A 26,815-nucleotide genomic window follows, 5' to 3' on the forward strand; every position below is an offset into this window, starting at 1 on the left:
ACGCATGGCGTGGATCTACTGCGCATCGCGCAGCGCGCCCAGGAAGGCGCGCAGCGAGGCCGGCTTGATCGGCTTGGTCAGCACGCGGTAGCCGCGTTCGCGCGCCATCCGCTTCAGCTCGTCGCGACCATCGGCGGTCAGTAGTGCGCCCGGCAGCGGGTAACCGGCCGCCTCGCGCAGCGCCACCAGCGCATCCAGGCCGTCCATGCGGTCGTGCAGGTGGTAATCCACCAGCATCACCTGCGGGCGCTCGACGATCTTCTCCAGCGCCTGGTCGACGGTGGCCGCAGTGATCACCTGCACCTGCCAACGGCCGAGAAGTGCGCGCATGCCGTCGAGGATCTCCTCGTCGTTGTCCACGCACAGCACGCGCAGGCCCGCCAGCGAATCGCTGCGTACTGGCGCGGCGACGGTCTGTGCGGGTGTGGCCAGCTCGGTGTAGCCCGGCAGCGGTGCCACCCGCGGCAGGATGATCGAGAACATCGAGCCCTTGCCGACCCGGCTGCGTGCGTTCAACCGATGGTCGAGCAGGCGCGAGATGCGTTGGCAGATCGACAGGCCCAGGCCCAACCCCTGTTCGCCCCAGTCGAATGGTTGCTGGTAGCGGTGGAACTCGTCGAAGATCTGCCGCATATGGTGCTCGGGAATGCCGGGGCCGGTATCCCACACCTGCAGTTCCACTTCATCGCCGCGTTGGCGCACGGCCAGCACGATGCGGCCCTGGCGGGTGTAGCGCAGCGCATTGGCCAGGAAGTTCTGCAGCACGCGGCGCAGCAGGCGGCGGTCACTGCGCACCCACGCAGGGCGTGCGAACAGGTCCAGGCGCAGGCCGCGGCCAGCCGCGACCGGGGTGTACTGCGCGGCCAGCTCACGCATCAACGCGCTCACGTCGAACTCGCCGATCACCGGATGCAGGCCGCCGGCATCCAGCCGCGACACATCCAGCAGGCCATCGAGCAGCTCTTCGGCCGCACGCAACGAAGCGTCCACACGCTCGGCCAGATGCTTCTGCTCGTCGCTCACGTGATCACTGTCGCGCAGTGCCGAGGCGAACAGGCGCGCCGCGTTCAACGGCTGCAGCACGTCGTGGCTGATCGCCGCCAGGAAACGGGTCTTCGACTGCTGCGCGACCTCGGCCTCATGCGAGCGCTCGGCCACGCGCTGTTCCAGCGTCTCGTTGGCTTCCAGCAGTGCTTTTTCCGCGTGCTTGTAGTCGGTGATGTCGTTGTAGCTGGTCACGTAACCGCCGCCGGGCAGCGCCTGCCCACGCATCTCGATCACCTTGCCATCGCTGCGGGTGCGCTCGAACACATGCGGTGAACCGGCACGCATGTAGCCGATGCGGCGGTTGATCTGCACTTCGATATCACCCTCGCCCAGCTCGCCGCGCTCGGCGTTGTAGCGGATCAGGTCGGCCACCGGGCGGCCCACGTAGAGCATGCCGTCGGGGTAGCCGAACATGTCCTGGTAGCGGCGATTCCATGCGGTCAGCCGCATGTCCGGATCGACCACGCTGACCCCGGCGCTGATGTTCTCCAGCGTGGTCGACAGGATTTCGCGGTTGAAGCGCAGCTCCTGCCCGGCTTCGTCCAGCACGGCCACCACTTCGCCCAGATCCATGCCCGAGCCACGCAGCAGGCTGGTCAGCAGCAGGCGTGCCGACGCCGCACCGATCGATGCGGCCAACAAGCGCTCGGTGAACTGCACCCACGGCCGGTCCGCAGGCGCCGAGGATTGCAGCTCGCGGCCCAGCGACTGCGCCTGCTCGAAGAACGAACGCCGCGCATGGCGCTCGCCAACCACGCGCGAGGCCAGTGCCAGCAGGTCACCCACGTGCACGTGACCGGGCCAGCCACCGGCCACCGACGGACGCTCGGCATACGGATCGAGGAACGGCGCGGCGCGAAGCCGCTCGTCGACACCGGGCCGCCAACGCGCGGACACCAGCATCATCGTCGCCGCGTTGACCAGCAGCGACCAGAACGTGCCGTGGGTCAGCGGGTCCCAGCCGGTCATGCCGAACAGCTGCTGCGGGCGCAGCCACTCGATGCCGAACGGGCCGTGCTGCACCCAGCCAGCATCGACCCAGCCGGCCATCGTCATCGCAGGCAGCAGCAGGGTGTACAGCCAGGTGCCGAAGCCGAGCAGCATGCCCACCTCGACGCCGCGCCGGCTGGCACCGCGCCAGTACAGGCCGCCGATCAGGCCCGGCGCAAACTGCGCCACCGCTGCGAACGCCATCAGGCCATACGAGGCCAGCGTGCTGTCGTTGCTGCTGGTGCGGTAGTAGCTGTAGGCCATCAGCGCCAGCAGCAGGATCGCCAGGCGGCGGATCCACAGCACGCGCGAGGCGACGTCGGCGGCCTCCTGGTGGTCACCGCTCCGGCGCAGCAGCACCGGCATCACCAGATCGTTGCTGACCATGGTGGCCAGCGCGATGGACGACACGATCACCATGCCGGTGGCCGCCGAGAAGCCGCCCACATAGGCGATCAACGCCAGCGCATTGCGGCCTTCGGCCAGCGGCAGGGCCAGCACCATCGAGTCGTCGGCGACGCTGCCGCCGGTACCGAACAGGGTCACGCCGGCGGTGGCGATCGGCAGCACCATGCCCGAGATCAGCACCAGGTAGCCGCCGAACATCCAGCGCGCGCGGCGCACATCGCGCACGTCACCGCACTCGACCACCGCCACGTGGAACTGGCGCGGCAGGCAGATGATGGCGAGGAAACTGAGCAGGGTCTGCGAGATGAAACCCACCGGCGGCAGGCCGGTGAACAGCGTATGCACCGATTCGACCACCGCGTCGGTGCGGTTGCTCAGCCACAGGTAGGCGAACACGCCCACGGCCAGCATCGCCAACAGCTTGATCACCGATTCGAAGGCGATCGCCAGCATCATGCCGTGATGGTGTTCGGTGGCATCGACCTGGCGGGTACCGAACAGGGTGGCGAACAACGCCATCAGCAGCGCCACGTACAGCGCGGGATCGGTGAAGAAGCCGGTCGGGCCGGTGTTGCCGGTCAGCACCTGCAGGCTCATCGCCACCGCTTTGTACTGCAGGGCCAGGTACGGAATGATGCCGATCAGCGCGATGATCGCCACCAGCGCCGCCAGCCGCCGCGAGCGGCCGAAGCGCGAAGAGATGAAGTCGGCGATGGACACCACGTTCTGGCTGCGTGCGATCAGCGCCAGGCGCTCGATGATGCGCCAGCCGAACAACAGCAGCAGCAACGGACCGATATAGATCGGCAGGTAGCCCACGCCGTTGCGCACGGCGGTACCGACCGCACCGTAGAACGTCCACGACGAGCAGTACACGGCCAGCGCCAGGCTGTAGACCACCGGCCGCAGCCACGGCCGGTCGGGGTACATCGGCCGACGGTCACCCCACCACGCCACGCCGAACAGCAGCGCGGCATAGGCAACCGAGACCAGCAGCAGGATCCAGCTGGAGACCACGCGCGCGTTTCCGTCGGAAGAACCCGCAGTGTAGGCCAGGCGTGGCCGGGGGTGCGGGCTCGTTGGGGGCAACCACCCCCACCAAGGTGGGGGCCTACGCGGTGCGGGCCACGACCATTGGTCGTGGCCGGCTTCTTACTGGGCCGGCACGCCCATTTCCTTCAGCAGTTCCGGCGCCGGGTAGACCTTGGCCAGCAGCCAGCGCAGGTAGCGCATGTCCACGTGCACGGCGCGCTTGTAGCGCGGGTCGAACCACCAGCTGGCGCTGACCGATTCCCAGTTGCTGTCGAAGTTCAGGCCGATCAGTTCGCCCTTGGCGTTGAGCACCGGCGAGCCGGAGTTGCCGCCGGTGGTATCCAGGTTGGTCAGGAAGTTGACCGTCTGGGTCTTCAGCGCCGGGTCGGCGGTGCTGCCGAAGTCACCCTTGGCGATCGCGGCCAGCAGCGGCTTGGGCGCATCGAACGGATAGGCGTTGGTGTTCTTCTCGACGATGCCGGCCACGGTGGTCACCGGCGAGTAGGTCACGCCGTCGCGCGGATGCAGCGCCTCGACCTTGCCGTAGCTGATGCGCAGGGTGCGGTTGGCATCCGGGTACACCGCGCGGCCCTGCTTGGCACGCCAGGCGAACAGCGCCTGCATGTAGGCCGGGCGCAGGCGCAGCTGCTCGCCTTCGCGGGTCTTGCTTTCGTTCTCGATGCGCAGCTGCGCGGCCACCAGCGGGGCGGCCACGGTGATCAGCGGATCGGCAGCCAGCGCCTTGCCTTCGCGCGCAGCAGCGAAACGGGACAGGCGCTGTGCCTCTTCACCCAGCTGGGTGCCGGCGTACAGGGTGTCCAGTGCCTTCGCCAGCTGCTCCGGGGTACGGCCGAAGGCCGTATCGAACTCGGCCACGCGCTGCGCGTCCGGCAGCTGCTGGTAGCGGGTCAGCAGGGTGGTCAGCAGCGCCTTCTCGACTTCCGGTGCGTAACGGCGCTGGACCTGCTTGAGCACGCCTTCGATCATCGCCTGGTCGCGCTGCTGGAAACCACTCTCGCGCTGCGCGTCCGGCTTGGCCGATTCGATGCGCAGGCGTTCCAGCAGCAGCGCCGAGCGCAGCAGCTGGCTCTGTGCGGCCATCTGGTCCAGCAGCAGGTCACGCTCGCCCACCGCCGCGCCCTGCGACAGATTGGTCAGCAGCGCCTTGATGTCGCCCTGGTACTTGCGGTCGGTGGCAGCCAGCATCGCCGTCTCGTCGGCGGCACGCTGGGCCTTGGCGTCGCTGCGCAACAGGCCTTCCAGCTCACCGGCGGCGCGCTTGCGGTTGTTCTTCAGCGACTGCAGCTGCGAGGCGTAGCGGGTGCGCGCCTGCGCGTCCTTGGCGCTGGCGGCCTCGATGGTGTCGATCATCTGCTGGAACACCGATACGCGGCGCGGCAGCACGGTATCGATCTGGCCAGCGAATTCGGCCGCGGTACGGTGGCGATAGGTGATGCCCGGGTAACCGGCCAGCATCGCGTAGTCACCTTCCTTCGGACCTTCCACCGACATCTGCAGGTGCGCCGGCGCCTGGTAGGGCACGTTGTCCTTGCTGTACGCGGCCGGCTTGCCGTCCTTGCCGACATAGGCGCGCAGCAGGGTGAAGTCACCGGTGTGGCGCGGCCACATGAAGTTGTCGATCTCATCGCCGTAGTTGCCGATCGCACGCGGCGGCGCATACACCAGGCGCACGTCGCTCAGCTCCAGCTGGGCAATGCGGTAGAAATCGGTGCCGTAGTACATGTTGGCCACCGAGCAGCGCACGCTGCCGTCCTTCTCGCACTCGGCCACGATCTGCTTGCTGGCCGCATCCACCGCATCGAAGTAGGCACGGCCGGTCTTGCCACGCGCCTGCGCCAGCACCTGGTCGGTCACCTTGTCGAAGCCGACGGTGACCAGCACGCGGAAGTCCGGGTTGGCCGGGCGCTCGTCGGCGCGGTCCTTGGCGATGAAGCCACCATTGATCAGGTCGTGCTCGGGCGAGCTGTTGTACTGGATCACGCCCATCGCCACGTGGTGGTTGGTCAGCAGCAGACCGTCCGACGATACGAACGAGCCGGTGCCACCACCGGCACGCACCACCGCGCTCAGCGGCGGTGCGGTGACATTGGCCAGGTCGGCCGGATTGCCCTTGAAGCCTGCGGCCTGCAGCGGCTTGGCCAGCTCCGGCAGCTGGGTCGGCATCCACATGCCTTCATCGGCGTGGGCGCCGGCGGCGAGGGTCAGGCCCAGGGCCAGGGCGGTGGGAAGGGCTTTGCGTGGTGACATGGGGCAATCCGGTACGACAGAACAGCCCGGGACCATAGCCGCTGGGGGCGGAAGGGGCAACGGCCGATGGTTGGGGCCGTCGTGCACGGTAGTGCCGGCCGCTGGCCGGCAACCCACGCAACTCGGGAGATACGGTGCAGTTGCCGGCCAGCGGCCGGCACTACCGCATCGTTACTTCTCCCGCCGCCAGTTGATCGACCCACGGTTTTCCACCGTGCTCGATTCCACTTCCACGTCGAAGCCGCGACGCAGCAGGTACTTCAGCGTGATCACCGAACCGGCACCGACCAGCGACACGCCGTAACCGACGTACAGCTTGGGCGAGATGTACTTGCCGACGCCGATCACCGAGCCACCCAGCGCGCGCGACTGGCTCACGCCGGCATCGTCCAGACCCAGCTTGGCACCCAGCTGCGAGGCCAGCAGGCCGCTGCCGGCCGACAATGCCGCCGAGGCCGCATTGACCTGCTGCGTCTGGTCGCTGCTGGCGCCGGTCAGGCTGCGTCCCAGCACCAGATAAGCCAGGGCTTCGGACTGCGACATCGCCGGATCGGACCACACGTCCGCACGCGGCTGCTGCGCACGCCCGGTCACGTCGATACCCGCGGTGACATCACCGATCCGGCGCTCGGCACGGATGTTGATGCGCGGGTCGGACACCGCGTTGTAGTTCCAGGTGAGGTTGCCGCGGGTGATGGTCAGGTCCTGCCCGTACGCCTTGTAGCGGCCACTCACTTCCAGCCCGCCATTGGCGGTCATCTCGCGGCCAGGCTTGGCCCAGACCTGCATCTTGCCGGTCAGCGCGCCCTTCAGGCCGAAGCCGGTCATCTTCACCTTGTCACCGAGGCTGACGGTCAGCTCCATGTCCAGCGGCGAGGTACGCGACTCTTCCGGATCGGCCGGGTCGAGCACCACCACGTCTTCGGACACCGAGGTGCCGCGGTCCAGGCGCTCCAGATCGATGTCGGCCTCGGGCACGTGCACGGTGCCACGCAGCTCCATCGCGGCCTTGGCCAGGGTGAAGTCGAGGTTGGGATTGGCGACGATGCGCAGCTCGCTGGTATTGGACAGCAGCACGTTGTCGCCGTGAATCTTCAACTGCAGCGGCTGTGCATCGCCGAACCACGACAGGCCACCATCCACGTACAGCGTGCCCTGGCCGGAGTTGGCCTGCGCGGTGATCTTGGCCGAACCATCGGGCTGGGCCACGAAGCTGCCCTTGCCCTGGTCGAAGGTCAGGCCGAGTGCCGGGAATTCACCCTTGAAGTTGCTCAGCTGCGCGTCACCGCCCAGCGAGGGCTGGCCACGCGTGCCGCGCAGGCTGACGTGGCCTTCGATCAGGCCGGTCGGTCGCACGATGTCCGGCGAGAACAGCTCCAGCCAGTACAGCCGCGACATGTTGAGGTAGAGCTCGCCGTTCAGCGGTGCGCTGGCTTCCCAGCCGGTCTGCATCCTGGCGTCGACGAAGCCGTTGCCCTGGAAGCCCATGCCCAGGTAGCCCTTGATGCTGGCCGGGGTCATGTCGAGCTTGAGCGAGAACTGGTCGTAGCGCACCAGCTCGCCACGGGTGGTGTCCCCCACGGCATTGCGGTTCTCACCCAGGCGCACGCCGCCTTCCTTCGAGCGCACTTCCACATGGCCTTCCCAGGCGTTGCCGCGCGGGCGGATCTGCGCATCCAGGCTGACATCGCCACGCAGGTAGATGCGACGGCCGGACTGCGGCGGCAACCACGGCTGCACCAGCGCCAGTGGCAGCGCATCACTGCGCACCACCAGGCCCTCGCGCGGCCAGTTGGCCTGTGCGCACAGTGTGCCGCTGCTGGCAGCGGCCAGGCAGGCTTCGCCCAGCGTGTAGGTGCTGCCGTTGATCGCGAACGCCGCCGGTGCACGCAGCGACCAGGCATCGCCCTTCACCGGTGCAATGCGCAGCGCGGCCAGCTCGCCGCGCCACTGCGCGCCCTGCTGGCGCACGCTGCCCTGCAGCTCGATCGCGCCCATCTCGTTGCGGGTCTGCGCGGCCAGGCGCAGGTTGGAGACACTGCCCTGCGCATCCACATTCAAGCGTTCCAGCAGCATGCCGGCATTGACCTGCTGGCCCTGGATCGCCAGCGTGCCGCTGTCGCCGCGCCACGGCAGGTGGCCCTTGATGCTCACGCTCCCGGCGCCGTAGCCGTCCCAGTTGAGGTTGTTGCCGACCAGGTCGGCGGTGATGTCCGGCGCATCGCGCGGGCCCTTCACCTGTACCTGGCCACGCAGGCCGCCATCGGCGCCCGGCAGCAGGTCACTCAGCTGCAGCGGTTCGAAACGCGCATCGATGTCGAGGCGGTCACCGACCTTGCCCGAAGCGGTCACCCGGCTGCTGCCCAGCGACAGCTTCAGGTCACCCTGGCCCTGCGCGCCCTGCAGCGCGAACTTGCCCTGCGCGTCCAGGTTGCGCTGACGCAGCACGCCCTTCAACGACGGCAGATCGACCGTGGCTTCCAACGTGCCGGCGGTACCCGGCGGTTCGTTTGCCGGCGGCGGCAGCTGGCGGCCCTTGGAGGCCAGGTTGCCGGACAGGCGGCCATTCCAGCCCGGCACGAAATAGCCGGGGTCGAAGTCCTTCAGTGTGGCCTTGGCATCCCAGTCCAGCTGCGGTGCCCACGCCACCTGGCCTTCCACCTGCAGCTGGCCACCCGGGGTCTGCGCCTGCAGCTGGTGGATCGACGCGGCCTGATCGTTGCCGCGCACATCGAAGTGCAGCTGTGCCTTCTGCGCGTCGCGCTCGACCTCGGCGCGGCCGATCGCCGCCCAGGCCTTCAGGGTACCGGCCAGGCCGAAGCGCGCTTCCTTCAAGGTGACCGGCACCGGGGCGCTGCCGGCGGTGTTCGGGTCCGCCGCTGGCACGTAGGTCAGGTCATGTGCGACCACCGAGAAGTTGAGCTTCTGCTGGTCTTCCTGGCTGAAATCGGCGGTGCCTTCCAGCCGCGCCTCACCGCCAAGACCCTTCACCAGCAGCGGTGAGACTTTCAGCACCTGGTCCTGCAGCGACACCACCGACGGTGCCAGTTCCAGTTCCTGATCGCCCTGTTTCACCTTGCCACGCAGGTTGGCGTTGCCGCCCTTGCCGGCGGCGGTGAAATCCAGTGCCAGCGGCGCGATCGCCGAGCTGGCCAGTGCCGGCGACAGCAGCGCCAGATCCAGCTCGTCACTGCGGATGCTGGCGCTCCAGCTCGGATCGGTGCGGCCATCGAACACCAGCATCGCGTGCAGCGGCTTCGGCGCGCGCCCGGCTACGGCCACTTCCATGTGCGACAGGTCACCGCGGGCGACCAGGCCGACGGTGGCGGCCGTGCGGCCACGCGGCGCCGGCAGCACCGCGGTGACGGTCACATCGGTGTCGTAGTCCTTGGCCGGGATGTAACGACCCTGGGCGGTGAAATTGCCCATGTCGCTGTCCACCACCAGTTTGTGTGCCTGGAACTCGCCATTGGCGATCTCGATGCCGCCGCGCACGCGACTGATGTCGATCACCGGCTCGTTGGCCTGGCTGATGCGGAAGCCGTCGATGGCGATGGCATCGGCCTGGATCGCCAACGGCATTTCGATCTGCGGCAGCGAATCGGGCCACGACGGCAGCTTGAACGGCTCGTCACTCTTGGCCAGGTTCAGCGTCGCGTTGGTCAGTTCCAGCTTGTCCAGCAGCAGCTTGCGGCCCAGCAGCGGGCGCAGGTCCGGCTCCAGATGGGCGCGCTCGGCGTGGAAATGGATGTCGTCGTAGCGGAAGTCGACGTTGTACAGGGTCAGCGGACCGGCCACCGGGCCGTCCACCTTGTCCCAGGTGAAGCTGGCGCCCACCGGCAGCCGTGCCACCACCTGCGCCAGCAGCACGTCACGGCCGGCCACGGTCTGCAGCAGCCAGTACACCGCCAGCAGGGCCAGCAGCACCAGGCCCAGCACGCCCACACCGGACCAGGCCCAGAAGCGGCGGCGGCGGTAGAAGCGCACGCGCGGCGGCGTGGTCGGGTTCGGAGTGGGTGCGGGCGTACTCACAGGTCCGCTCCGATGTTGAGGTACAGCTGGAACTGCGAATCCGGGTTGTTCAGGCCATGCGCGATATCCACGCGCACCGGGCCCACCGGCGATTTCCAGCGCACGCCGAAGCCGACGCCGGTATGCAGATCGATGGTGTTGTCGAAGGCGCTGCCGGTATCGACGAACACCGCCGCACCCCAGGGGCCACCATTGAAGTAGTGCTCGTACTCGGCCGAGCCGATCACCAGGTTCTTGGCGCCCAGCGCGTACTTGTCCGGTGCCGGGGTCCGCGGGCCCACCTCGCGATAGGCATAGCCGCGGATGCTGCGGTCACCACCGGCGAAGTAGCGCAGGCTGGGCGGCATCGCCACCAGATCACTGGTCCAGGTGGTGCCACCCTCGCCGCGCAGGATCAGGCGGTTGCTTTCGCCCACCGGGATGTACCAGCGCAGCACGGCATTGGCCTGCACGAAGCTGGTGTCCGAACCGGCACCCTCAACGCCGGCACGCATCGTCGCAGTACCGCTGATGCCCTTGCGCGGGAACAGTTCGTCATCGACGTTGACGTAGTCGGCGACCATCTGCGGGTACACCAGCGTCGACGTGTTGTAGACCGCGTCGGTGAATTCGGTGCCGGAGGCATAGCGCCAGCGCTCGCGCAGCGCGTTGATCGAGGCGATCGCGGTCCAGTGTTCGTTGATCTCACCGCTGCGGCTGGCGATCAGCTTGAAGTTGCGCAGGTCGATGTAGTCGGTCTGCTCGTCGTAGGCGCTGGCAGCGAAGGTGTACCAGCCATCAAGCCAGTTGAAGGCCGGAATGCGGTAGCTGGTGACCAGGCTCTTGCGCTTCTGCGCATAGTCCAGCTGCGTGTTCATCTTGTGGCCGCGGTTGTTCAGCCACCGCCGTTCGATGCCACCGCGCACACCCGGGCCACTTTCGCTGCCGTAGCTCAGACCCGCGGTGTAGATGGTGCGCTTGGCACGGGTCAGCTTCACATCCACCGGCACTTCGCCGTTCGCATCGGCCTGGTCGGGCCGCGGCTGGATGTCGATCACGCTGAAGTAGTCCAGCTTGGTCAGCGACTCGCGCAGCCGGTCCAGCTTGCCCTCGTGGAAGTAGCTGCCCTGTTCCCAGTACACCAGCGGATCGAACAGCTTGTCGACGAAGTAGTCCTGCTCGAAACGCACCGGTCCCATGTTGTAGCGGCGGCCGCTGTCCCAGGTCAGGTCGATGTCGGCGGCGTTGTCGGCACGGGTGATCTGCACCTGACGCTGGGTGTAGTCGGCATCGAAATAGCCACGTTCGGCCAGGCGGCGGGTGACGGTGATCTTGCTGGCTTCGTACTGCGTATGTTCGAAACGCTGGCCCTTGCGCGGCTTGAACGCGGCCAGATCGTCCTGCAGGTACTGGTCGTACATCGCCGGCCCGGTGATGTCGATGTGCTCGCGGCGGACGGTCACCGGGGTGCCCTTGTCGACATGGATCAGCACGCGCACGTGCTCGTCCTCGCGCGGCGCCTCGACCTTGATCACCGGGTTGTAGTACCCGAACGGTTCCAGTGCCTGGCGGGTCTGCCGCTCGGCCTGTGACAGCAGGTACTCCAGGCGCGATTCGCCCTGTTCCTTGCCGATCGTGTCGTACAGCGACAGCGATTCCTGGATGTTCTCGATGATTGCGGCGTCGTCGCCCTTGTCCAATCCCTTGATGTCCACCTTGTCGATGGTGCCGCGCGCGTGGGCCACGGAGGTGGCGGCCAGCGACAGGACCATCAGCGGCAGGGCGTATTTCTTTGGCTGCATGCGGCACAGCATACCGACCGAAGGTGACGATGCGAAATGCATCACGTCATTCGGGATCGGTTGTTAAGTGGCGGTCAAAATACGCGCCTTTGTGGCGATCGTCGTGATCGCAGCCGAGGATGCCGGCATCGTGCGCGATGCCGGCAATGACCCTCCGATACGCCCCCCCCGGTGTCCGGTAGTGCCGGCCGCTGGCCGGCAACCCACAGACCGATCCGATGCGCGGTGGCAATGCCGGCCAGCGGCCGGCACTACCGATACGGGCGTCAGCTCGACAGATGCTCGATCGCTGCCACCTTGCCCAGGCGCTCGCCCAGCATCGTCAGCAGCGCCAGGCGGTTGCCGCGCAGCGCCGGATCCTCGGCATTGACCATCACGCCATCGAAGAACGCGTCGACCTGCGGGCGCAGGCGGGCCAGGCGTGCCAGCACAGCCACGTAGTCCTTGTGCTGCAGGCTGGCGCCGGTGTCGTCGATGGCCGCGGTGACCGCTTCAGCCAGCGCGCGCTCGGCGTCTTCCTGCAGCAGCGCCGGGTCGATCTGGGCCGGGATGTCGCCTTCGGCCTTGCGGAGGATGTTGCGGATGCGCTTGTTGGCCGCAGCCAGCGCCTCGGCTTCCGGCAGCGCGGCGAAGGTGCCGATCGCATCCAGGCGGCGGTCGAAGTCGTACAGCGAGGCCGGCTTCAGCTCGGCGACGGCGTTGAAGTGCGTGGCCGGCACGCCCTTGTCGGCGTAGTAGCCCTTCAGGCGGTCGAGGATGAAGTCGTACAGCTCGCCGACATCGGCCTGCACGTTGCGTGCGGCCAGGCCGGCGTTGGCGCTGGCCAGCAGCGCGCGCAGGTCCAGCTCGAAGCCGCTTTCGATGATCGTGCGGGCCAGGCCCAGCGCGTTGCGGCGCAGGGCGAACGGGTCCTTGTTGCCGGTCGGCTTCAGGCCAGCGGCGAAGCCACCGGCCAGCGTGTCGACACGTTCAGCAATCGCCAGCACCTTGCCCAGCGGCGACAGCGCGATGTCGTCACCGCCGAAGCGCGGCTGGTAGGCCTCGTCGATGGCCAGCGCTACCTCCTGCGATTCACCACCGGCCACGGCGTAGTGGCGGCCGGCGATGCCCTGCAGTTCCGGGAATTCGTTGACCATGCGCGACTGCAGGTCGTTCTTGGCCAGCTCGGCCGCACGTTTGGCCTGCGCAGCGTCGGCGCCAACCTGGGGTGCGATCACTTCGGCCAGAGCGGCCACGCGCGCCACCTTGTCGGCCACGCTGCCCAGCTTGGCCTGGTAGGTCACCGTCTTCAGGCCGTCGCCCATCGACACCAGGCCCTGCTTCAGGTCCTCGTCGAAGAAGAACTTGGCATCAGCGAAGCGCGGGCGGATCACGCGCTCATAGCCCTTGGCCACTTCGGCCACGTCCTTCGATTCGATGTTGGCGATGCCGATGAACTTCTCGGTCAGGGTGCCAGCGGCATCCAGCACCGGGAAGAACTTCTGGTTGATCTCCATCGTCTCGATCAGCGCTTCCTGCGGCACCGCCAGGAACGCACGTTCGAAGCTGCACAGCACTGCCGACGGCCATTCGACCAGGTTCACCACCTGTTCCAGGTTGTCGTCGGTGATGCGGGCGCTGCCACCGGCCTTGGCCGCAGCGGCCTCGACCTCGGCGACAATGCGCGCGCGGCGCTCGCTCGGGTCGACCAGCACGAACGCGGCACGCAGGGCTTCAACATAATCCTGCGGCTGGGCCAGCGACACCGCCTGGTCGTGGTGGAAACGATGGCCACGGCTGACGCGACCGGCCTGCAGGCCGAACAGCTCGGCCTCGACCACGTTGGCACCGTGCAGCAGCACCAGCCAGTGCGCCGGGCGCGCGAAGCCCCAGGCGTGGTCGCCCCAGCGCATCGGCTTGGGAATCGGCATCGCCGCAATCGCCTCGCGCAGGATCTCCGGCAGCAGGCTGGCGGTGCTCGCGCCCGGGGTCACCGCGCGGTGCACGAAGCGCTCACCCTTGTTGTCGGTGGTCTTTTCCAGCGCGGTCCAGTCGATCCCGGCCTTGGCGGCGAAGCCCTGCAGGGCCTTGGTCGGCTGGCCTTCGGCATCCAGCGCGATGTTCAGGTACGGGCCCAGCACTTCGCTGTGCTGTTCCGGCTGTTCCAGGCCAACGCCCGGCAGCAGCACGGCCAGGCGGCGCGGGGTCGACAACGGGCGCGCATCGCCCAGTTCCAGCGCGACGCCGCGCTTGCGCAGGCCTTCGACGACACCGTCGAAGAACGCCTGGGCCAGGCCCGGCAGCGCCTTGACCGGCAGCTCCTCGGTGCCCAGTTCGATCAGCAGGGGGGACAGTTGGCTCATCGTTTCAATCCTGTGGTGGGGGCGCAGCGCGCAACGCGTCCGGCGCCCCGGAGTAAGGGGGGGAGCGGCCGTCAGGCCTTCTTCGCGCCCGGGAAGCCCAGCTTCTCGCGCTGCTCGTAGTACGCCTTGGCCACCGCCTGGGCCAGCGCGCGCACGCGCAGGATGTAGCGCTGGCGCTCGGTCACGCTGATCGCGCGGCGCGCGTCCAGCAGGTTGAAGGTGTGGCTGGCCTTCATCACCTGCTCGTAGGCCGGCAGCGGCAGGTTCACTTCCACCAGCTTCTGCGCTTCACGCTCGCAGGCATCGAAGCGGTGGAACATTTCTTCCACGTCGGCGTATTCGAAGTTGTAGGTGCTCTGCTCCACCTCGTTCTGGTGGTAGACGTCGCCGTAGGTCACCGGCTGGCCGTCCGGGCCGTAGGTCCAGACCAGGTCGTAGACGTTGTCGCAGTTCTGCAGGTACATGCACAGGCGTTCGAGACCATAGGTGATCTCGCCCAGCACCGGGCGGCACTCCAGGCCACCGGCCTGCTGGAAGTAGGTGAACTGGGTCACCTCCATGCCGTTGAGCCAGACTTCCCAGCCCAGGCCCCAGGCGCCCAGCGTCGGCGATTCCCAGTTGTCCTCGACGAAACGCAGGTCGTGCACCAGCGGATCGATGCCCAGTGCCTTCAGCGAATCCAGGTACAGCTGCTGGATGTTGTCCGGCGCCGGCTTCATCGCCACCTGGTACTGGTAGTAGCGCTGCAGACGGTTCGGGTTCTCGCCGTAGCGGCCGTCGGTCGGGCGGCGCGAGGGCTGCACGTAGGCCGCGTTCCAGCTCTCCGGACCGATCGCACGCAGGAAGGTGGCCGGGTGGAAGGTACCGGCGCCCACCTCCAGGTCGAGCGGCTGGATGAGCACGCAGCCCTGCTGGGCCCAGAACTGGTTCAGGGTCTGGATGAGGCCCTGGAAGGTGATCGGAACGGTCGGGGTCGCGGACATGCGTACGAGTCTTGGCCGGCAAGGGGGTGCGTTAGTATAACGGCCGACCTGCGGGGCATTCCGTACCCGGGAGGAGCAGGCAGATGGAACATCGGCTGCCGGTGGGCACGCCCGGCGAGGCTGGCGGCGTACCGCTGCCGTGGGGTCGCCTGCAGTTCGAGCAGATTGCCGCGGCCCTGATCGCCGATGGCCTGGTGGCCGAGCAGGACCGCGAGCGCATGCGCTTTTCCGCGCAAGGCGCACGCAACGCCAGTGAAGTGCACCCGATGGTGCTGCTGTCCAACCTCAAGCTGGCCGCCAACGGCGGTGGCGAACTGACCCTGGAGCGCCTCACCGAGTGGCTGGCGCAGCGCACCGGCAGCCGCTACCTGCGCATCGACCCGACCCGGGTCGACGTCGCCGCGGTCACCGCGCTGGTCTCCCATGCCTACGCGCGCCGCCACCGTTTCCTGCCGTTGGCGGTGGATGCCGAGCGCGTGCTGGTGGCCACCAGCGAGCCACTGGTGCAGGAATGGCGCCGCGACCTGCAGCACCTGACCCGCCGCCGCATCGAGCTGGCGGTGGTCAACCCGCTGGACCTGCACCGCTACACCATGGAGTTCTACGGGGTGACCCGCTCGGTGCGCGGCGCCCGTGGCGACGTGCGCGGCGAGGCCAGCACCACCCTGCCCAGCTTCGAACAGCTGGTGGAGCTGGGCCGCACCGGCGACGTCAATGCCGACGACCAGCACATCGTGCATATCGTGGACTGGCTGCTGCAGTACGCCTACGAGCAGCGCGCCTCGGACATCCACCTGGAGCCGCGCCGCGAAATGGGGCGCATGCGCTTCCGCATCGACGGCGTGCTGCACAAGGTGTTCGAGGTACCGCCGGCGGTGATGACCGCGGTGGTCAGCCGCATCAAGGTGCTCGGCCGCATGGACCTGGCCGAACGCCGGCGCCCGCAGGATGGCCGCATCAAGACCCGTTCGCCGGGCGGCCGCGAGGTCGAGATGCGCCTGTCGACCATGCCCACCGCCTTCGGCGAAAAGTGCGTGATGCGCATCTTCGACCCCGATGCCGCGTTCAAGAGCATCGACCAGCTCGGTTTCAGCCCGCAGGAGGCGGCGGGCTGGAATGCGCTGGTGGAGCGTCCGCACGGCATCGTGCTGGTCACCGGCCCGACCGGCTCGGGCAAGACCACCACCCTGTATTCGACGCTGAAGCGCCTGGCCACGCCGGACGTGAACGTGTGCACGGTGGAGGACCCGATCGAGATGATCGCGCCGGAGTTCAACCAGATGCAGGTGCAGACCAACATCGACCTGGATTTCGCCAGCGGCGTGCGCACGCTGCTGCGGCAGGACCCGGACATCATCATGATCGGCGAGATCCGCGACCTGGAAACCGCGCAGATGGCGGTGCAGGCCTCGCTGACCGGCCACCTGGTGCTGTCCACCCTGCATACCAACGATGCGCCCTCGGCGGTCACCCGCCTGCTCGACCTGGGCGTGCCGCACTACCTGCTGGCCAGCACCCTCAACGGCATCCTCGCCCAGCGCCTGGTGCGCACGCTGTGCCCGCACTGCAAGCAGCCGCACAGCCTCGGCGCCGCCGACTGGGCGGTGCTGGCTGATAGCCATGCCGCATATCCAGATGCCGCCACGCCCTGTCGGCCGGTCGGTTGCCTGGAGTGCCGGCGCACCGGATTCCTCGGCCGCATCGGCCTGTATGAGTTGCTGCCATTGGGTTCGCGGCTGCGCGGGCAGATCCGCGCCGACATGGATCTGGCCGGTTTCAGCCGGGCTGCGCGGGCTGAAGGGCTGCGAACCCTGCGCCAGGCCGGGCTTGAAAAGGTGGCGCAGGGGCTGACTACAATCGAGGAAGTCCTGTCAGTCCTGCCGCCCCCGGATGAACCCAGCCCCGTTCCTGATCCTTGAAACCGGCCGCCCGGTACCGTCGCTGCGCCGCTACGGGCGCTTTCCGCACTGGATCCGCGTCGCCGCCGGGCTGGAAGAACACGAGACGGTGGTGGTCGATGTCGAACACGGTGGCGCCCTGCCCGACCCACATGCCTTCGCCGGCGTGCTGGTGACCGGCTCGGCCGCCTTCGTCACCGACCACGCCGAGTGGAGCGAGCGCAGCGCCGCATGGCTGCGCCAGACCGCCCACGACGACCTGCCGGTATTCGGCATCTGCTATGGCCACCAGCTGCTGGCGCACGCGCTGGGTGGCGAGGTGGCCTACAACCCGGCTGGCCGCGAGTCCGGCACGATCGAGCTGGAACTGCAGCCGCAGGCCGCGCAGGACCCGCTGTTCCAGGGCCTGCCGCAGCATTTCGCCGCCCATGCCACCCACCTGCAGACCGTGCTGCGCGCACCTGACGGCGCCGAAGTGCTGGCACGCTCGCCGCTGGACGGCTGCCATGCCTTCCGCTGGGGCCGCCAGGCGTGGGGCGTGCAGTTCCATCCGGAATTCGCCACCCACCATATGCGTGGCTACGTGCGCGCCCGGGCCGACTGCATCGGCCGCCATGGCGGCTGCGCCCGCAGCATCGAGCGCGCGGTCAGTGCCGCGCCGCTGGCCCGCCAGCTGTTGCGCCGCTTCGTCCGCCAGGCGCGGCTGTCTTCAGCCCAGCCGGTGGCAAAACAGGGATAATCGGCGGCACGGGCAGCCGCCCGGCCCCCTCCTGTCCTTCCCGGATGTCCATGAAAGAGATTCGCAAGCTGCCGGCCTCGGCGGGCGCCCAGTGGTTGCTGGATACGTTCTCCCTGTACCGGCGTGCGCCGCTGCAGCTGGCCCGGATCGGCCTGACCTGGCTGCTGGTGAGCTGGGTGGTGACCCTGCTGTCGACCTTGATTCCCGGCGCCGCCGGCATGGCTGTGCAGCTGATGACCCTGGCCATTTCGCCGATCATGTTCGGCGGCATGCTGTATGCCGTGGGCGAGATCGACGAAGGCCGCCCGGGCCTGGCCTCGCACCTGCTGCAGCCGATCCGCGACCACCGCGTCAGCCACCTGCTGGTGCCGCTGGCGATCCAGGTGCTGGCGGTGCTGCTGCTGGGCGCGCTGTTGTTCATGATGATCGGCCGCGAGGGCTTCACCGCCTTCAGCGAGGTCATGACCAAGATGGAAGAGATCAGCCGCAGCGGCCAGCAGATCAAGCCGGACGACGCGGCCGCACTGGTCGCCAACCTGCCGGCCAAGCGCATCGCGCTGTGGATGCTGCTGGTGTTCCTGAGCGCGGTGGCGCTGTCGCTGGCGATGTTCACCCAGCCGGCGCTGGTGGTGTTCGACAAGCAGAGCGGCATGCATGCGCTGCGCCTGAGCCTGCAGGGCTGCATCGAGAACATCGGCGCGATGTTCGTGTTCGCCGTACTCGGCCTGATCGCCGCGTTCTGCATGTACATCCTGTTCGTGATCGTGATCCAGGTCGCGATGCTGATCGGTGGCCCGCTGGCTGCGGCCTTCATCGCCCAGTTGGTGCTGACCACGGTGCTGATGCCGCTGTATGTCGGCGCGGTCTACGCCGCGTGGAAGCAGATGTTCGTGCATCGCGGCAGCCGCGCGGCCCCACCGATCCCGACCACGCCGACCTCAAGCGACGTGTTCCACGCCTGACGGAAAAAGGGGACGGAGGGGAGGGGATTAAGTCGTTTATGCCCAGTGTGTGCAGCTAACGACTTAATCCCCTCCGTCCCCTTTTTTTCTTTCAGGCGGCGGGTTTCTTCACTACCGACGACGGCACCAGCCAGCGTGCGGCGTGGATGCCCAGTTCGTAGAGCAGGCACATCGGGATCGCCAGCATCAGCTGCGAGACCACGTCCGGCGGGGTCAGCACTGCGGCCACCACGAAGATGCCGACGATCGCGTAACCGCGCCCTTCCTTGAACTGCTGCGGCGTCACCCATCCCAGCAGCACCAGGATCACCATTGCCACCGGCAGTTCGAAGCTGCCGCCGAAGGCAAAGAAGATCGCCAGCACGAAGTCCAGGTAGGCGTTCGCATCCGGAGTGATCGCGATCACGTCCGGGCTGAAGGTGGTCAGGAAGTGGAATACCGCCGGCAGCACCAGGAAGTAGGCGAAGGCACAGCCGGCGTAGAACAGCAGCACCGACGACACCAGCAACGGCACCGCCAGGCGCTTCTCGCGCGCGTACAGGCCCGGGGCGACGAACGCCCACAGCTGGTACAGCAACCACGGCACCGCCACGAACAGGGCGACGAAGAAGGTCAGCTTCAGCGGGGCGAAGAAGGCGCCGGCGGGGTTGGTGGCGATCATCGTCTGCCCGTTCGGCAGCTGCGAGACCAGCGGTTCGGCCAGCGCGTTGTACAGCTTCTGGGTAAACGGCAGCAGCGCCAGCAGCACCACGCCCAGGCCCAGCAATGCGCGCACCAGGCGGCCGCGCAGTTCCACCAGATGTTCGACCAGCGAGCTTTCGCCGAAATCCTGTTCACTCATGGCTGGCGCTCCGGGCTGCTCTGCGGCGGCGTCGCACCGGCATCAGGGGGCGTCGCCGGCGTCGGCTCGGGAGCAACGCTCTCCTGTGCCGGCGCATCGGTGTCGGGCACGGCGCTCATGTGCGGCGGAAGATCTGCGGGCGCCGGCGCGCGTACTTCCTGCGCCAGCGTATCGCCCTGCTGCTGGGCCTCCTGCGCTTCGCGACGGATCGCTTCACCGCTGGCGCGCAGCTGGTTCTCGGTGTCCTGCATGCCCTGGCGCACGTCCTGCATCTGCCGCTTGATGTCCTCGGCCTGCAGTTCGCGCTCCAGTTCCTGTTTCACCGAATCCCACTGATTACGGGCACGTCGCACCCACAGGCCGGCGAAGCGGGCCGCCTTGGGCAGGCGCTCAGGACCGAGCACCACCAGGGCAACCACCGCAATCACCAGCAGTTCGCTGAAGCCGATATCAAACACCGCGACCGCTCCGGATCAGCGAGCGTTACGGTCGTGCTCGTCCTGCGCGGCGCGCGAGGCGTCCTGGCTGCGCGATTCATCGCCCAGCTGCGCGTTCGGCTTGTCCTCGTCGCGCATGCCCTTCTTGAATTCCTTGACCGCCGAACCGAGATCCTTGGCGCCACTGGTCAGGCGCTTGGTGCCGAACACCAGCAGGACGATGGCCAGCACGACCAACCAATGCCAGATGCTGAAACTGCCCATAAAGACGCTCGTTACGTTAGTGATCAGGCTGTCGAGCATAGCGCACCGAGTGTTAGCCGGCGCGCGTGACGAAAGTCAGTTTCCGCCCAGCGTTTCCGTGCGGATTTCGCCGTCGTTGACCGGCTGGAAGCCCTGCTGCTGCGGCGGCGGGTTCTGCGGCACGTTCTGCAGCGGTGCGGTGGTGGCTTCGGCCGGGGCGGCCGGCGCTGCCTGAACAGGCGCCGGAGCAACCGCCGGGGCCGCTGCCGGACGCGGCGCGTTGCCACCGTTGCCGTTGCGGTTGTTGCGCGCGGCGTAGGTGGCCTCTTCCAGGCGGTCGCGGAACGTCACCACATCCATCGACGGCGAACCGGCCGCGCGGCCTTCGAAGATCATGCGCGGCGTGGTGTTGCTGCCGTAGGCGTCCAGATTGGCGGCATCGTCGATCTGCAGCACCGCACCATCCAGGGCGACACCGGCGAACAGGCCGCGGGCGCGCGACCAGGACCAGATCTCGGCCTTCAGCTGACCGTCGGTGGCGGCGGCGGCATTGCGGCCGACCGGGCCGGCGGCGACACCTGCATCGGCACCCAGCGTGAACTTGCCGTTGACCAGGTTGTCCAGGCTCCGGTCGTTGCGGAACACCAGCACCACATCGGAAGACTGCACGCCGGCCTGAAAGCCGATGCTGCCGCCGGTGAGCTTCACGAACACCGGATTGGACCAGGCACCGTTGGGCATGCGCACGGACATCAGGCCGTGGCCACGACGACCGCCAATGACCAGACCGGCCTTGATCGTGTCGGGAATGACGATGACCGCGCGGCCTTCGTCGAGCAATTTGTCCGGAATGCCCTGTTCAGGGATTTCCTGGATTTCAGCCAGCACGCGCACGGCATTGCGGGCACGCTGGTCTTCCTGCGGTCCGGCCATGGCCTGGCTGGACAGCAGGCTGGCGGCGATCAGCAGGGCTTGGATCGGGCGACGCATGGCAGGCTCCAGAAGTCAGTCCATAGGAAGATATAGCAAGTGACTGAAATTAGTAGTGTTGTCATGAATCCCCAATGAGCGTTCCCTGCTCACATTGATGCGCGCTATGCCTGCAATCCGAACCCTGCATCCCGGCGCGGCACCGGATCGGCGACAATACCGCTCATGCTCGACGCACCCGATACCGCCGTGCTGGCGGTCAACCTAGGCACGCCCGAGACGCCGACGGCCCCCGCCGTACGCCGTTACCTGGCTGAATTCCTGTCCGACCCCCGCGTGGTCTCGATCCCGGCACTGCTGTGGCAGCCGTTGCTGCGCGGACTGATCCTGCCGCTGCGCAGCAGCCGTTCAGCGGCCAAGTACGCCCAGGTCTGGCTGCCGGAGGGCTCTCCGCTGATGGTGCATACGCGCCAGCTGGCGCAGGCCATGCAAGCGCTGTTGCCGACCCTGACGGTGCGCCATGCAATGCGCTATGGCGAACCGGCGCTGGCCAGCGAACTCGACCGGCTGGCGGCCGACGGTGCGCGCCGCATCGTGGTGCTGCCGCTGTACCCGCAGTACTCCACCACCACCACCGCCTCGGTCGAAGACCGCGTCGATGCCTGGCAGCGCCGCAATCCGGGCGTGACCGTGAGCCTGGTACGCGACTATTCGGTCGATCCGGGCTGGGTCGACGCCGTTGCCGGCTCGATCCGCCGCTACTGGGAACAGCACGGTCGTGGCCAGAAACTGATGTTCTCCTTCCACGGCATTCCGCAGCGCCTGGCCGATGCCGGCGATCCGTATCCGCAGCGCTGCGAGGCCAGTGCGCAGGCCATCGCCAAGGCGCTGGAGCTGGGCAGGGACGACTGGCAGATGGGCTATCAGTCGCGCTTCGGCCGCGAGCGCTGGCTGCAGCCGTATGCCGAGCCCAGCCTGTGGGCGCTGGCCGAATCCGGCGTGAAGCAGATCGACGTGGTGTGCCCGGGCTTCGCCACCGACTGTCTGGAGACGCTGGAAGAAGTGGCACTGGGCTTCACCGAAACACTGGCCGAGCGCGGCGCGACGATGCGCTACATCCCCTGCCTCAACGCCGAACCGGAGCACGCGCGTGCGCTGGCACGGCTGGCCGTGGCGTCACTGGCATGAGCCTGCAGCCGTTTGAACTCGAGGTCGGTGGCGCGCGCGTCGCCGGCCTGCGCAACTACGGTGATGGCCCGCGCGTGCTGGCCCTGCATGGCTGGCTCGACAACGCGGCCAGCTTCGTGCCGCTGGCGCCGCACCTGTCGTCGTTGCAGCTGGTGGCCATCGACCTGCCCGGCCACGGCCACAGCGCGCATCTGCCGGCCGGTGCCAGCTACACCACGGCCGCCGCCATCTGTCACGTACTCGACGTCGCCGACGCGCTGGGCTGGGACCGTTTCAGCCTGCTTGGCCATTCGATGGGCGCCGGCATCGCCAGCCTCACCGCCTCGGTCAGCGACCGTGTCGAACGGCTGGTGGCGATCGAAGCACTCGGCGGCCTGCGTGGTCCTGAGGAAGAAACCGCCAACCGCCTGCGCGAGCATGTGAATGCCACACGCGCACTGGCACGCAAGCAGCTGCGCGTGTTCCCCGACCTCGCCGCGCCGATCCGCGCGCGGATGATGACCAACCAGCTCAGCGAGCGCTGTGCACGGCTGCTGGTCGAGCGCGGCGTGGAGCCGGTCGAAGGTGGTTACCGCTGGTGCAGCGACCCGCGCCTGATGCTGCCCACTGCGATCCGCCTCAGCGAAGGCCAGATCGACAACCTGCTGCAGGCCATCGCCTGCCCGACGCAGGTGATCTACGCCACACCGGCGCAGTCGTACTATCCCGAGCCGATGCGCAGCGATCGCCTGCAGCACCTGCGCGATGGCCGTCTGGCGGTGTTTGCCGGCAACCATCACCTGCACATGGAAGACCCGGAACAGATCGCGGGCGTGATCCTGCACTTCTTCAGCAACGGCAACGCCGGCTGAGCAAACGTATCCGCGCGCTTCACTCCGCGCGTTTGCGGCCGATACATCAGTTGCGGGCCCCTGCGTCCGCAGCACGCAGGTCCGGTCGGGCCTGCGGCGTGTGTCTGGTTCTGCAAGGAAGTCCGCATGCCCGCTCTGCTGCACCGTCACCCACAGGATGTGGCCACGGTGTCCCGTCTCCGCGTCGCTGATCGCGCCGCATTCCCCGAATTCCCGGCTCGCGCCCTGCTCACGCACTCCTGCGTGCGCCGCGGCGTGGCTGTTGTCGTTTGCTGATCCAGGAGTCGCCGATGTCCGTTGCATCCTCCCGTCCCCCCGATACCGCCCGCATGCCGCATCTGCAGCAGCTCGCGCGCCGCGCTGACCGTCGACTGCTGATCGGTAGCGCGGCGTTGGCTGTGGCTGGCCTCGTGCTGGCCCTGCGTGGGCCCCACGTACCGGGCGCTGCGTTGGCCGCGGCCGCCGTACTGCCCGCCCTCTGGCTGGCCGGTCCACAGGCGGGCCGGGCCGTCGCCCGCAATGGCCTGGCATTGCTGTTGTCGCTGCAGCTGGCCTTGTTGTGCGCGATCGTCAGCCTGTCACCGGCATTGCCAATTGCGCTGTTGCTGGGCGTGCTGCTCAGCCACCGCGATCGCCTGCCGGTATGGCTGGCCGGTGGTGTTGGCACCCTCGCCCTGCTGGTACCGCTGCTGCACGGCGCAGCCGTGGGACCGACGTTGCTGCAGGCCGGCCTGTTCGCCAGCCTGACCGTGTTCCTCGGCCAGGTCGCGCTGCGCCTGCGGCAGCAGACCGAGGCACTTGGCCACGGCCCACGCCGCCTGGCGGCACTGGCGCGCGATATCGCGACGGGCACCGATCTGAGCGCACATGCGGATACCGCGGCCTATGCACCCGGTTCGCTGGCCCATGCGCTGGCCGATACCGCCCGCCACGTGCAGGCGCAGCGTGGGCGCGAGGCTGACGCGCATGCCGAGAATGCGCAGATCCGCCAGGCGCTGGATGCCTCGCGCACCGCGATGATGATTGCCGACAACGACCACGTGATCCGCTACGTGAACCGCTCGGTGGTGGCCCTGCTGCGCAACCAGCAGGCAACACTGCGCCAGGCCTTCCCCGACTTCGATGCCGAGCGCCTGGTCGGCAGCAGCATCCACCGCTTCCACGCCAACCCGGACCGCATCCGCGCGATCCTCAATGGCCTGCAGGTCACGCACAACGGCAAGGTGCAGATCGGCCCGGTGCACTTCGCGCAGGTGGTCACCCCGGTGTTCGATGCGCAGGGCGCGCGCCTGGGCTTCGCCGTGGAATGGCATGACCGCACCCATGAACTCGCGCTGGAAAACGCCGTGGCCGGCATCGTCGCAGCGGCAGCGGCCGGTGATCTCGACCAGCGCCTGCAGGTCACTGAAGGTGCCAGTTTCCTCGATGGGCTGACCGGTGGCATCAACCAGCTGCTCGATACGCTCGGCAGCACCGTCAACGAAGTGCGGCAGATGCTCTCGGCACTGGCCAATGGCGATCTGGACCGGCGCATGCACGGCGAGTATCACGGTGCTTTCGCTGCCATCCAGCGCGATGCGAATGCCACGGCCGGTCAGTTGGCACGCATGGTCGGTCGCATCCAGGAATGTGCGGCGTCGATCAGTACCGCCGCCAGCGAGATTGCCGCCGGCAACGGCGCGTTGTCCGAGCGCAGCGAGCGCCAGGCCGCGCACCTGCAGGAGACCGCAGCATCGATGGAGGAACTCACCGCCACCGTGCGCCAGAACGCCGCCCATGCGCGTGAGGCCAGTGCGTTGGCAGCTTCCACGCAGAGCGCTGCCAGTGACGGCAACACAGCCATGCAGCGGGTGGTGAATACCATGCAGGCCATCGAAGGTGCCTCGAAGCGGATCGGCGACATCACCGGCGTCATCGACGGCATTGCCTTCCAGACCAATATCCTGGCCTTGAACGCAGCCGTGGAGGCGGCACGCGCCGGCGAACAGGGCCGAGGCTTCGCGGTCGTGGCCAGCGAGGTGCGGGTACTGGCGCAGCGCTCTGCGGCGGCGGCCCAGGAGATCAAGAAGCTGATCGACGAAGCCGGCCGCCAGGTGGGTGAGGGTGCCCAGCTGGTAGCTGACGCCGGCCAGCGCATGCAGGGCATTGTTGGCGGCGTGGAGGATGTCAGCCACCTGATGCGCGAGATTTCCGCAGCGTCGCAGGAGCAGTCGATCGGCATTGAGCAGATCAACCAGACCGTAGTGCAGATGGATCAGGCCACACAGCAGAATGCCGCGCTGGTGGAGGAAGCCACCGCCGCCGCACGCGAGCTGCAATCGCAGGCGGGTACGCTTACCGAGGCGGTGTCGGTGTTCCGCCAGCAGGAACCGAACGAGGTCTCGCAGGCCGCCTGAACCGGGCCTTCAGTTCGATCCTGATCAAGACGGCGCCCGCAGGGCGCCGTCTTTTTGTTGCGTAGGCCTTGCTGCCAGTAGCTGCCAACCTTGGTTGGCGCCGTGGTTCCTCACGAAGGGCATCCACGCATGGCGTGGATCTACTGGTAGTGCCGGCCGCTGGCCGGCAATCACAGCGACGCGCACTGTCTGGCCTGCTGCCGGGGTTGGCACCGATCTTTGCAGGGACAGCCCATCCACGCACGGCGTGGATCTACTGTGGGTCCGCATGCCCTCGGTAGACGCCAACCTTGGTTGGCGCTGTGGCTACCTGCGGAGAATATCCGCGTATGGCCTGAATCTAACGGGCGACGTAACGCCATCGGGTTGCCGGCCAGCGGCCGGCACTACCGGTATTTCCTGTGCACAAAGAAAAACCCCGCTGCGTGAGCAGCGGGGTTTTGGGTGTAAACCCTGGCGATGACCTACTCTCGCATGGCTTGAGCCACACTACCATCGGCGCAGCTGCGTTTCACTTCCGAGTTCGGGATGGGATCGGGTGGTTCCACAGCGCTAATTTCACCAGGGAGGCGGTTGGAGCGTCGCCATCCGATACAGCTGGATAAGGCGCCTGCCTCTCGTAGTTCTTGTGACGTAGCGTGCACTTGGATGCTCTTACGACGCTGTCGTAAAGCCAAGGCAACTTGAGGTTATATGGTCAAGCCTCTCGGATCATTAGTATCAGTTAGCTCAATACATTGCTGTACTTACACACCTGACCTATCAACCACGTAGTCTACATGGTTCCTTCAGGGGGCTTGTGCCCCGGGAGATCTCATCTTGAGGCGCGCTTCCCGCTTAGATGCTTTCAGCGGTTATCGCTTCCGAACATAGCTACCCGGCAATGCCACTGGCGTGACAACCGGAACACCAGAGGTTCGTCCACTCCGGTCCTCTCGTACTAGGAGCAGCCCCTCTCAAATCTCCAACGCCCATGGCAGATAGGGACCGAACTGTCTCACGACGTTCTGAACCCAGCTCGCGTACCACTTTAAATGGCGAACAGCCATACCCTTGGGACCGACTACAGCCCCAGGATGTGATGAGCCGACATCGAGGTGCCAAACACCGCCGTCGATATGAACTCTTGGGCGGTATCAGCCTGTTATCCCCGGAGTACCTTTTATCCGTTGAGCGATGGCCCTTCCATACAGAACCACCGGATCACTAAGTCCTAGTTTCCTACCTGCTTGATCCGTCGATCTTGCAGTCAAGCACGCTTATGCCTTTGCACACAGTGCGCGATGTCCGACCGCGCTGAGCGTACCTTCGAGCTCCTCCGTTACTCTTTAGGAGGAGACCGCCCCAGTCAAACTACCCACCATACACGGTCCCCGACCCAGATAATGGGCCCAGGTTAGAACGTCAAGCACGACAGGGTGGTATTTCAAGGATGGCTCCACTGCAG

Annotated in this window: 16 protein-coding genes and 2 rRNA genes (1 of these 18 only partly in view); 6 read left to right on the top strand and 12 right to left on the bottom strand. The window is 67.3% G+C overall.

The genetic code is table 11. The annotated features are described in order from the left end of the window. Positions 1–15 precede the first annotated feature (15 nt). From ACZK5G_RS22100 to glyQ, 6 genes are all read right to left on the bottom strand, one after another. Complete coding sequence (locus tag ACZK5G_RS22100; RefSeq protein WP_478464847.1) at positions 16–3,462, bottom strand: hybrid sensor histidine kinase/response regulator; 3,447 nt, start codon at positions 3,460–3,462, stop codon at positions 16–18. 135 nt (positions 3,463–3,597) lie between these two features. After that, entirely contained in the window at positions 3,598–5,745 is a 2,148-nt protein-coding gene (locus tag ACZK5G_RS22105; RefSeq protein ID WP_478464848.1) for a S46 family peptidase, read from the bottom strand. A gap of 171 nt (positions 5,746–5,916) precedes the next feature. Further along, on the bottom strand, positions 5,917–9,777 hold the full coding sequence (locus ACZK5G_RS22110; RefSeq protein WP_478464849.1) for a translocation/assembly module TamB domain-containing protein: 3,861 nt from the start codon (positions 9,775–9,777) through the stop codon (positions 5,917–5,919). Beyond that, positions 9,774–11,570 carry an autotransporter assembly complex protein TamA gene (locus ACZK5G_RS22115; RefSeq protein ID WP_080291770.1) on the bottom strand — a complete coding sequence of 599 codons (1,797 nt, stop codon included), beginning with the start codon at positions 11,568–11,570 and terminating at the stop codon, positions 9,774–9,776. Before ACZK5G_RS22115 ends, ACZK5G_RS22110 begins: the two co-directional genes overlap by 4 nt. A gap of 254 nt (positions 11,571–11,824) precedes the next feature. Beyond that, entirely contained in the window at positions 11,825–13,900 is a 2,076-nt protein-coding gene (gene glyS / locus ACZK5G_RS22120) for a glycine--tRNA ligase subunit beta (protein ID WP_478464850.1), read from the bottom strand. A 71-nt stretch (positions 13,901–13,971) separates the two neighbouring features. Next, on the bottom strand, positions 13,972–14,883 hold the full coding sequence (glyQ, locus tag ACZK5G_RS22125) for a glycine--tRNA ligase subunit alpha (protein WP_006403404.1): 912 nt from the start codon (positions 14,881–14,883) through the stop codon (positions 13,972–13,974). A gap of 83 nt (positions 14,884–14,966) precedes the next feature. On the opposite strand from glyQ, the gene ACZK5G_RS22130 reads away from it, so the two are divergent. The 3 genes from ACZK5G_RS22130 to ACZK5G_RS22140 are packed head-to-tail and all read left to right on the top strand — an operon-like array spanning position 14,967 to position 18,482. Further along, entirely contained in the window at positions 14,967–16,802 is a 1,836-nt protein-coding gene (locus tag ACZK5G_RS22130) for a GspE/PulE family protein (protein ID WP_478464852.1), read from the top strand. Then, the gene (locus ACZK5G_RS22135) at positions 16,774–17,520 is read left to right on the top strand and encodes a glutamine amidotransferase (protein ID WP_005411673.1); all 747 of its coding nucleotides are present in this window, start codon (positions 16,774–16,776) and stop codon (positions 17,518–17,520) included. The genes ACZK5G_RS22130 and ACZK5G_RS22135 overlap by 29 nt, the downstream gene beginning before the upstream one ends. Positions 17,521–17,570: 50 nt before the next feature. Continuing rightward, positions 17,571–18,482 (top strand): BPSS1780 family membrane protein, encoded by a 912-nt coding sequence (locus ACZK5G_RS22140; protein WP_478464854.1) that lies wholly within the window; start codon positions 17,571–17,573, stop codon positions 18,480–18,482. 91 nt (positions 18,483–18,573) lie between these two features. On the opposite strand, the gene tatC is transcribed toward ACZK5G_RS22140, so the two are convergent. The 4 genes from tatC to ACZK5G_RS22160 all read right to left on the bottom strand — a co-directional run bounded on the left by tatC (position 18,574) and on the right by ACZK5G_RS22160 (position 20,993). Continuing rightward, positions 18,574–19,323, bottom strand: coding sequence for a twin-arginine translocase subunit TatC (gene tatC / locus ACZK5G_RS22145; protein ID WP_032128455.1), 750 nt, complete (start codon positions 19,321–19,323; stop codon positions 18,574–18,576). Continuing rightward, positions 19,320–19,781, bottom strand: coding sequence for a Sec-independent protein translocase protein TatB (tatB, locus tag ACZK5G_RS22150; RefSeq protein ID WP_478464856.1), 462 nt, complete (start codon positions 19,779–19,781; stop codon positions 19,320–19,322). Before tatB ends, tatC begins: the two co-directional genes overlap by 4 nt. A 15-nt stretch (positions 19,782–19,796) precedes the next feature. Then, the gene (gene tatA, locus ACZK5G_RS22155; RefSeq protein ID WP_032128453.1) at positions 19,797–20,024 is read right to left on the bottom strand and encodes a Sec-independent protein translocase subunit TatA; all 228 of its coding nucleotides are present in this window, start codon (positions 20,022–20,024) and stop codon (positions 19,797–19,799) included. A 75-nt stretch (positions 20,025–20,099) separates the two neighbouring features. Beyond that, positions 20,100–20,993, bottom strand: a complete 894-nt coding sequence (locus tag ACZK5G_RS22160) for a lipid-binding SYLF domain-containing protein (RefSeq protein WP_317218078.1) — start codon at positions 20,991–20,993, stop codon at positions 20,100–20,102. A 165-nt stretch (positions 20,994–21,158) separates the two neighbouring features. Here ACZK5G_RS22160 and hemH point away from each other — a divergent pair, with 165 nt between their 5' ends. The 3 genes from hemH (at position 21,159) to ACZK5G_RS22175 (ending at position 25,368) form a co-directional block, all read left to right on the top strand. After that, a complete protein-coding gene (gene hemH, locus ACZK5G_RS22165; RefSeq protein ID WP_032128451.1) occupies positions 21,159–22,121 on the top strand; it encodes a ferrochelatase in 963 nt (320 codons plus the stop codon). Further along, positions 22,118–22,972: an alpha/beta fold hydrolase gene (locus ACZK5G_RS22170; RefSeq protein ID WP_032128450.1), complete on the top strand. Its 855-nt coding sequence runs from the start codon at positions 22,118–22,120 to the stop codon at positions 22,970–22,972. The genes hemH and ACZK5G_RS22170 overlap by 4 nt, the downstream gene beginning before the upstream one ends. A gap of 290 nt (positions 22,973–23,262) precedes the next feature. Further along, positions 23,263–25,368 carry a methyl-accepting chemotaxis protein gene (locus tag ACZK5G_RS22175; RefSeq protein ID WP_478464858.1) on the top strand — a complete coding sequence of 702 codons (2,106 nt, stop codon included), beginning with the start codon at positions 23,263–23,265 and terminating at the stop codon, positions 25,366–25,368. A gap of 451 nt (positions 25,369–25,819) precedes the next feature. Here the strand turns inward: ACZK5G_RS22175 and rrf are convergent. Further along, positions 25,820–25,934: ribosomal RNA gene (gene rrf, locus ACZK5G_RS22180) — 5S ribosomal RNA — on the bottom strand. Positions 25,935–26,061: 127 nt separating this feature from the next. Beyond that, positions 26,062–26,815 (bottom strand): 23S ribosomal RNA (locus tag ACZK5G_RS22185); it runs 2,126 nt beyond the window's last position.

The organism is Stenotrophomonas sp. 62841_Sma (assembly GCF_056482945.1).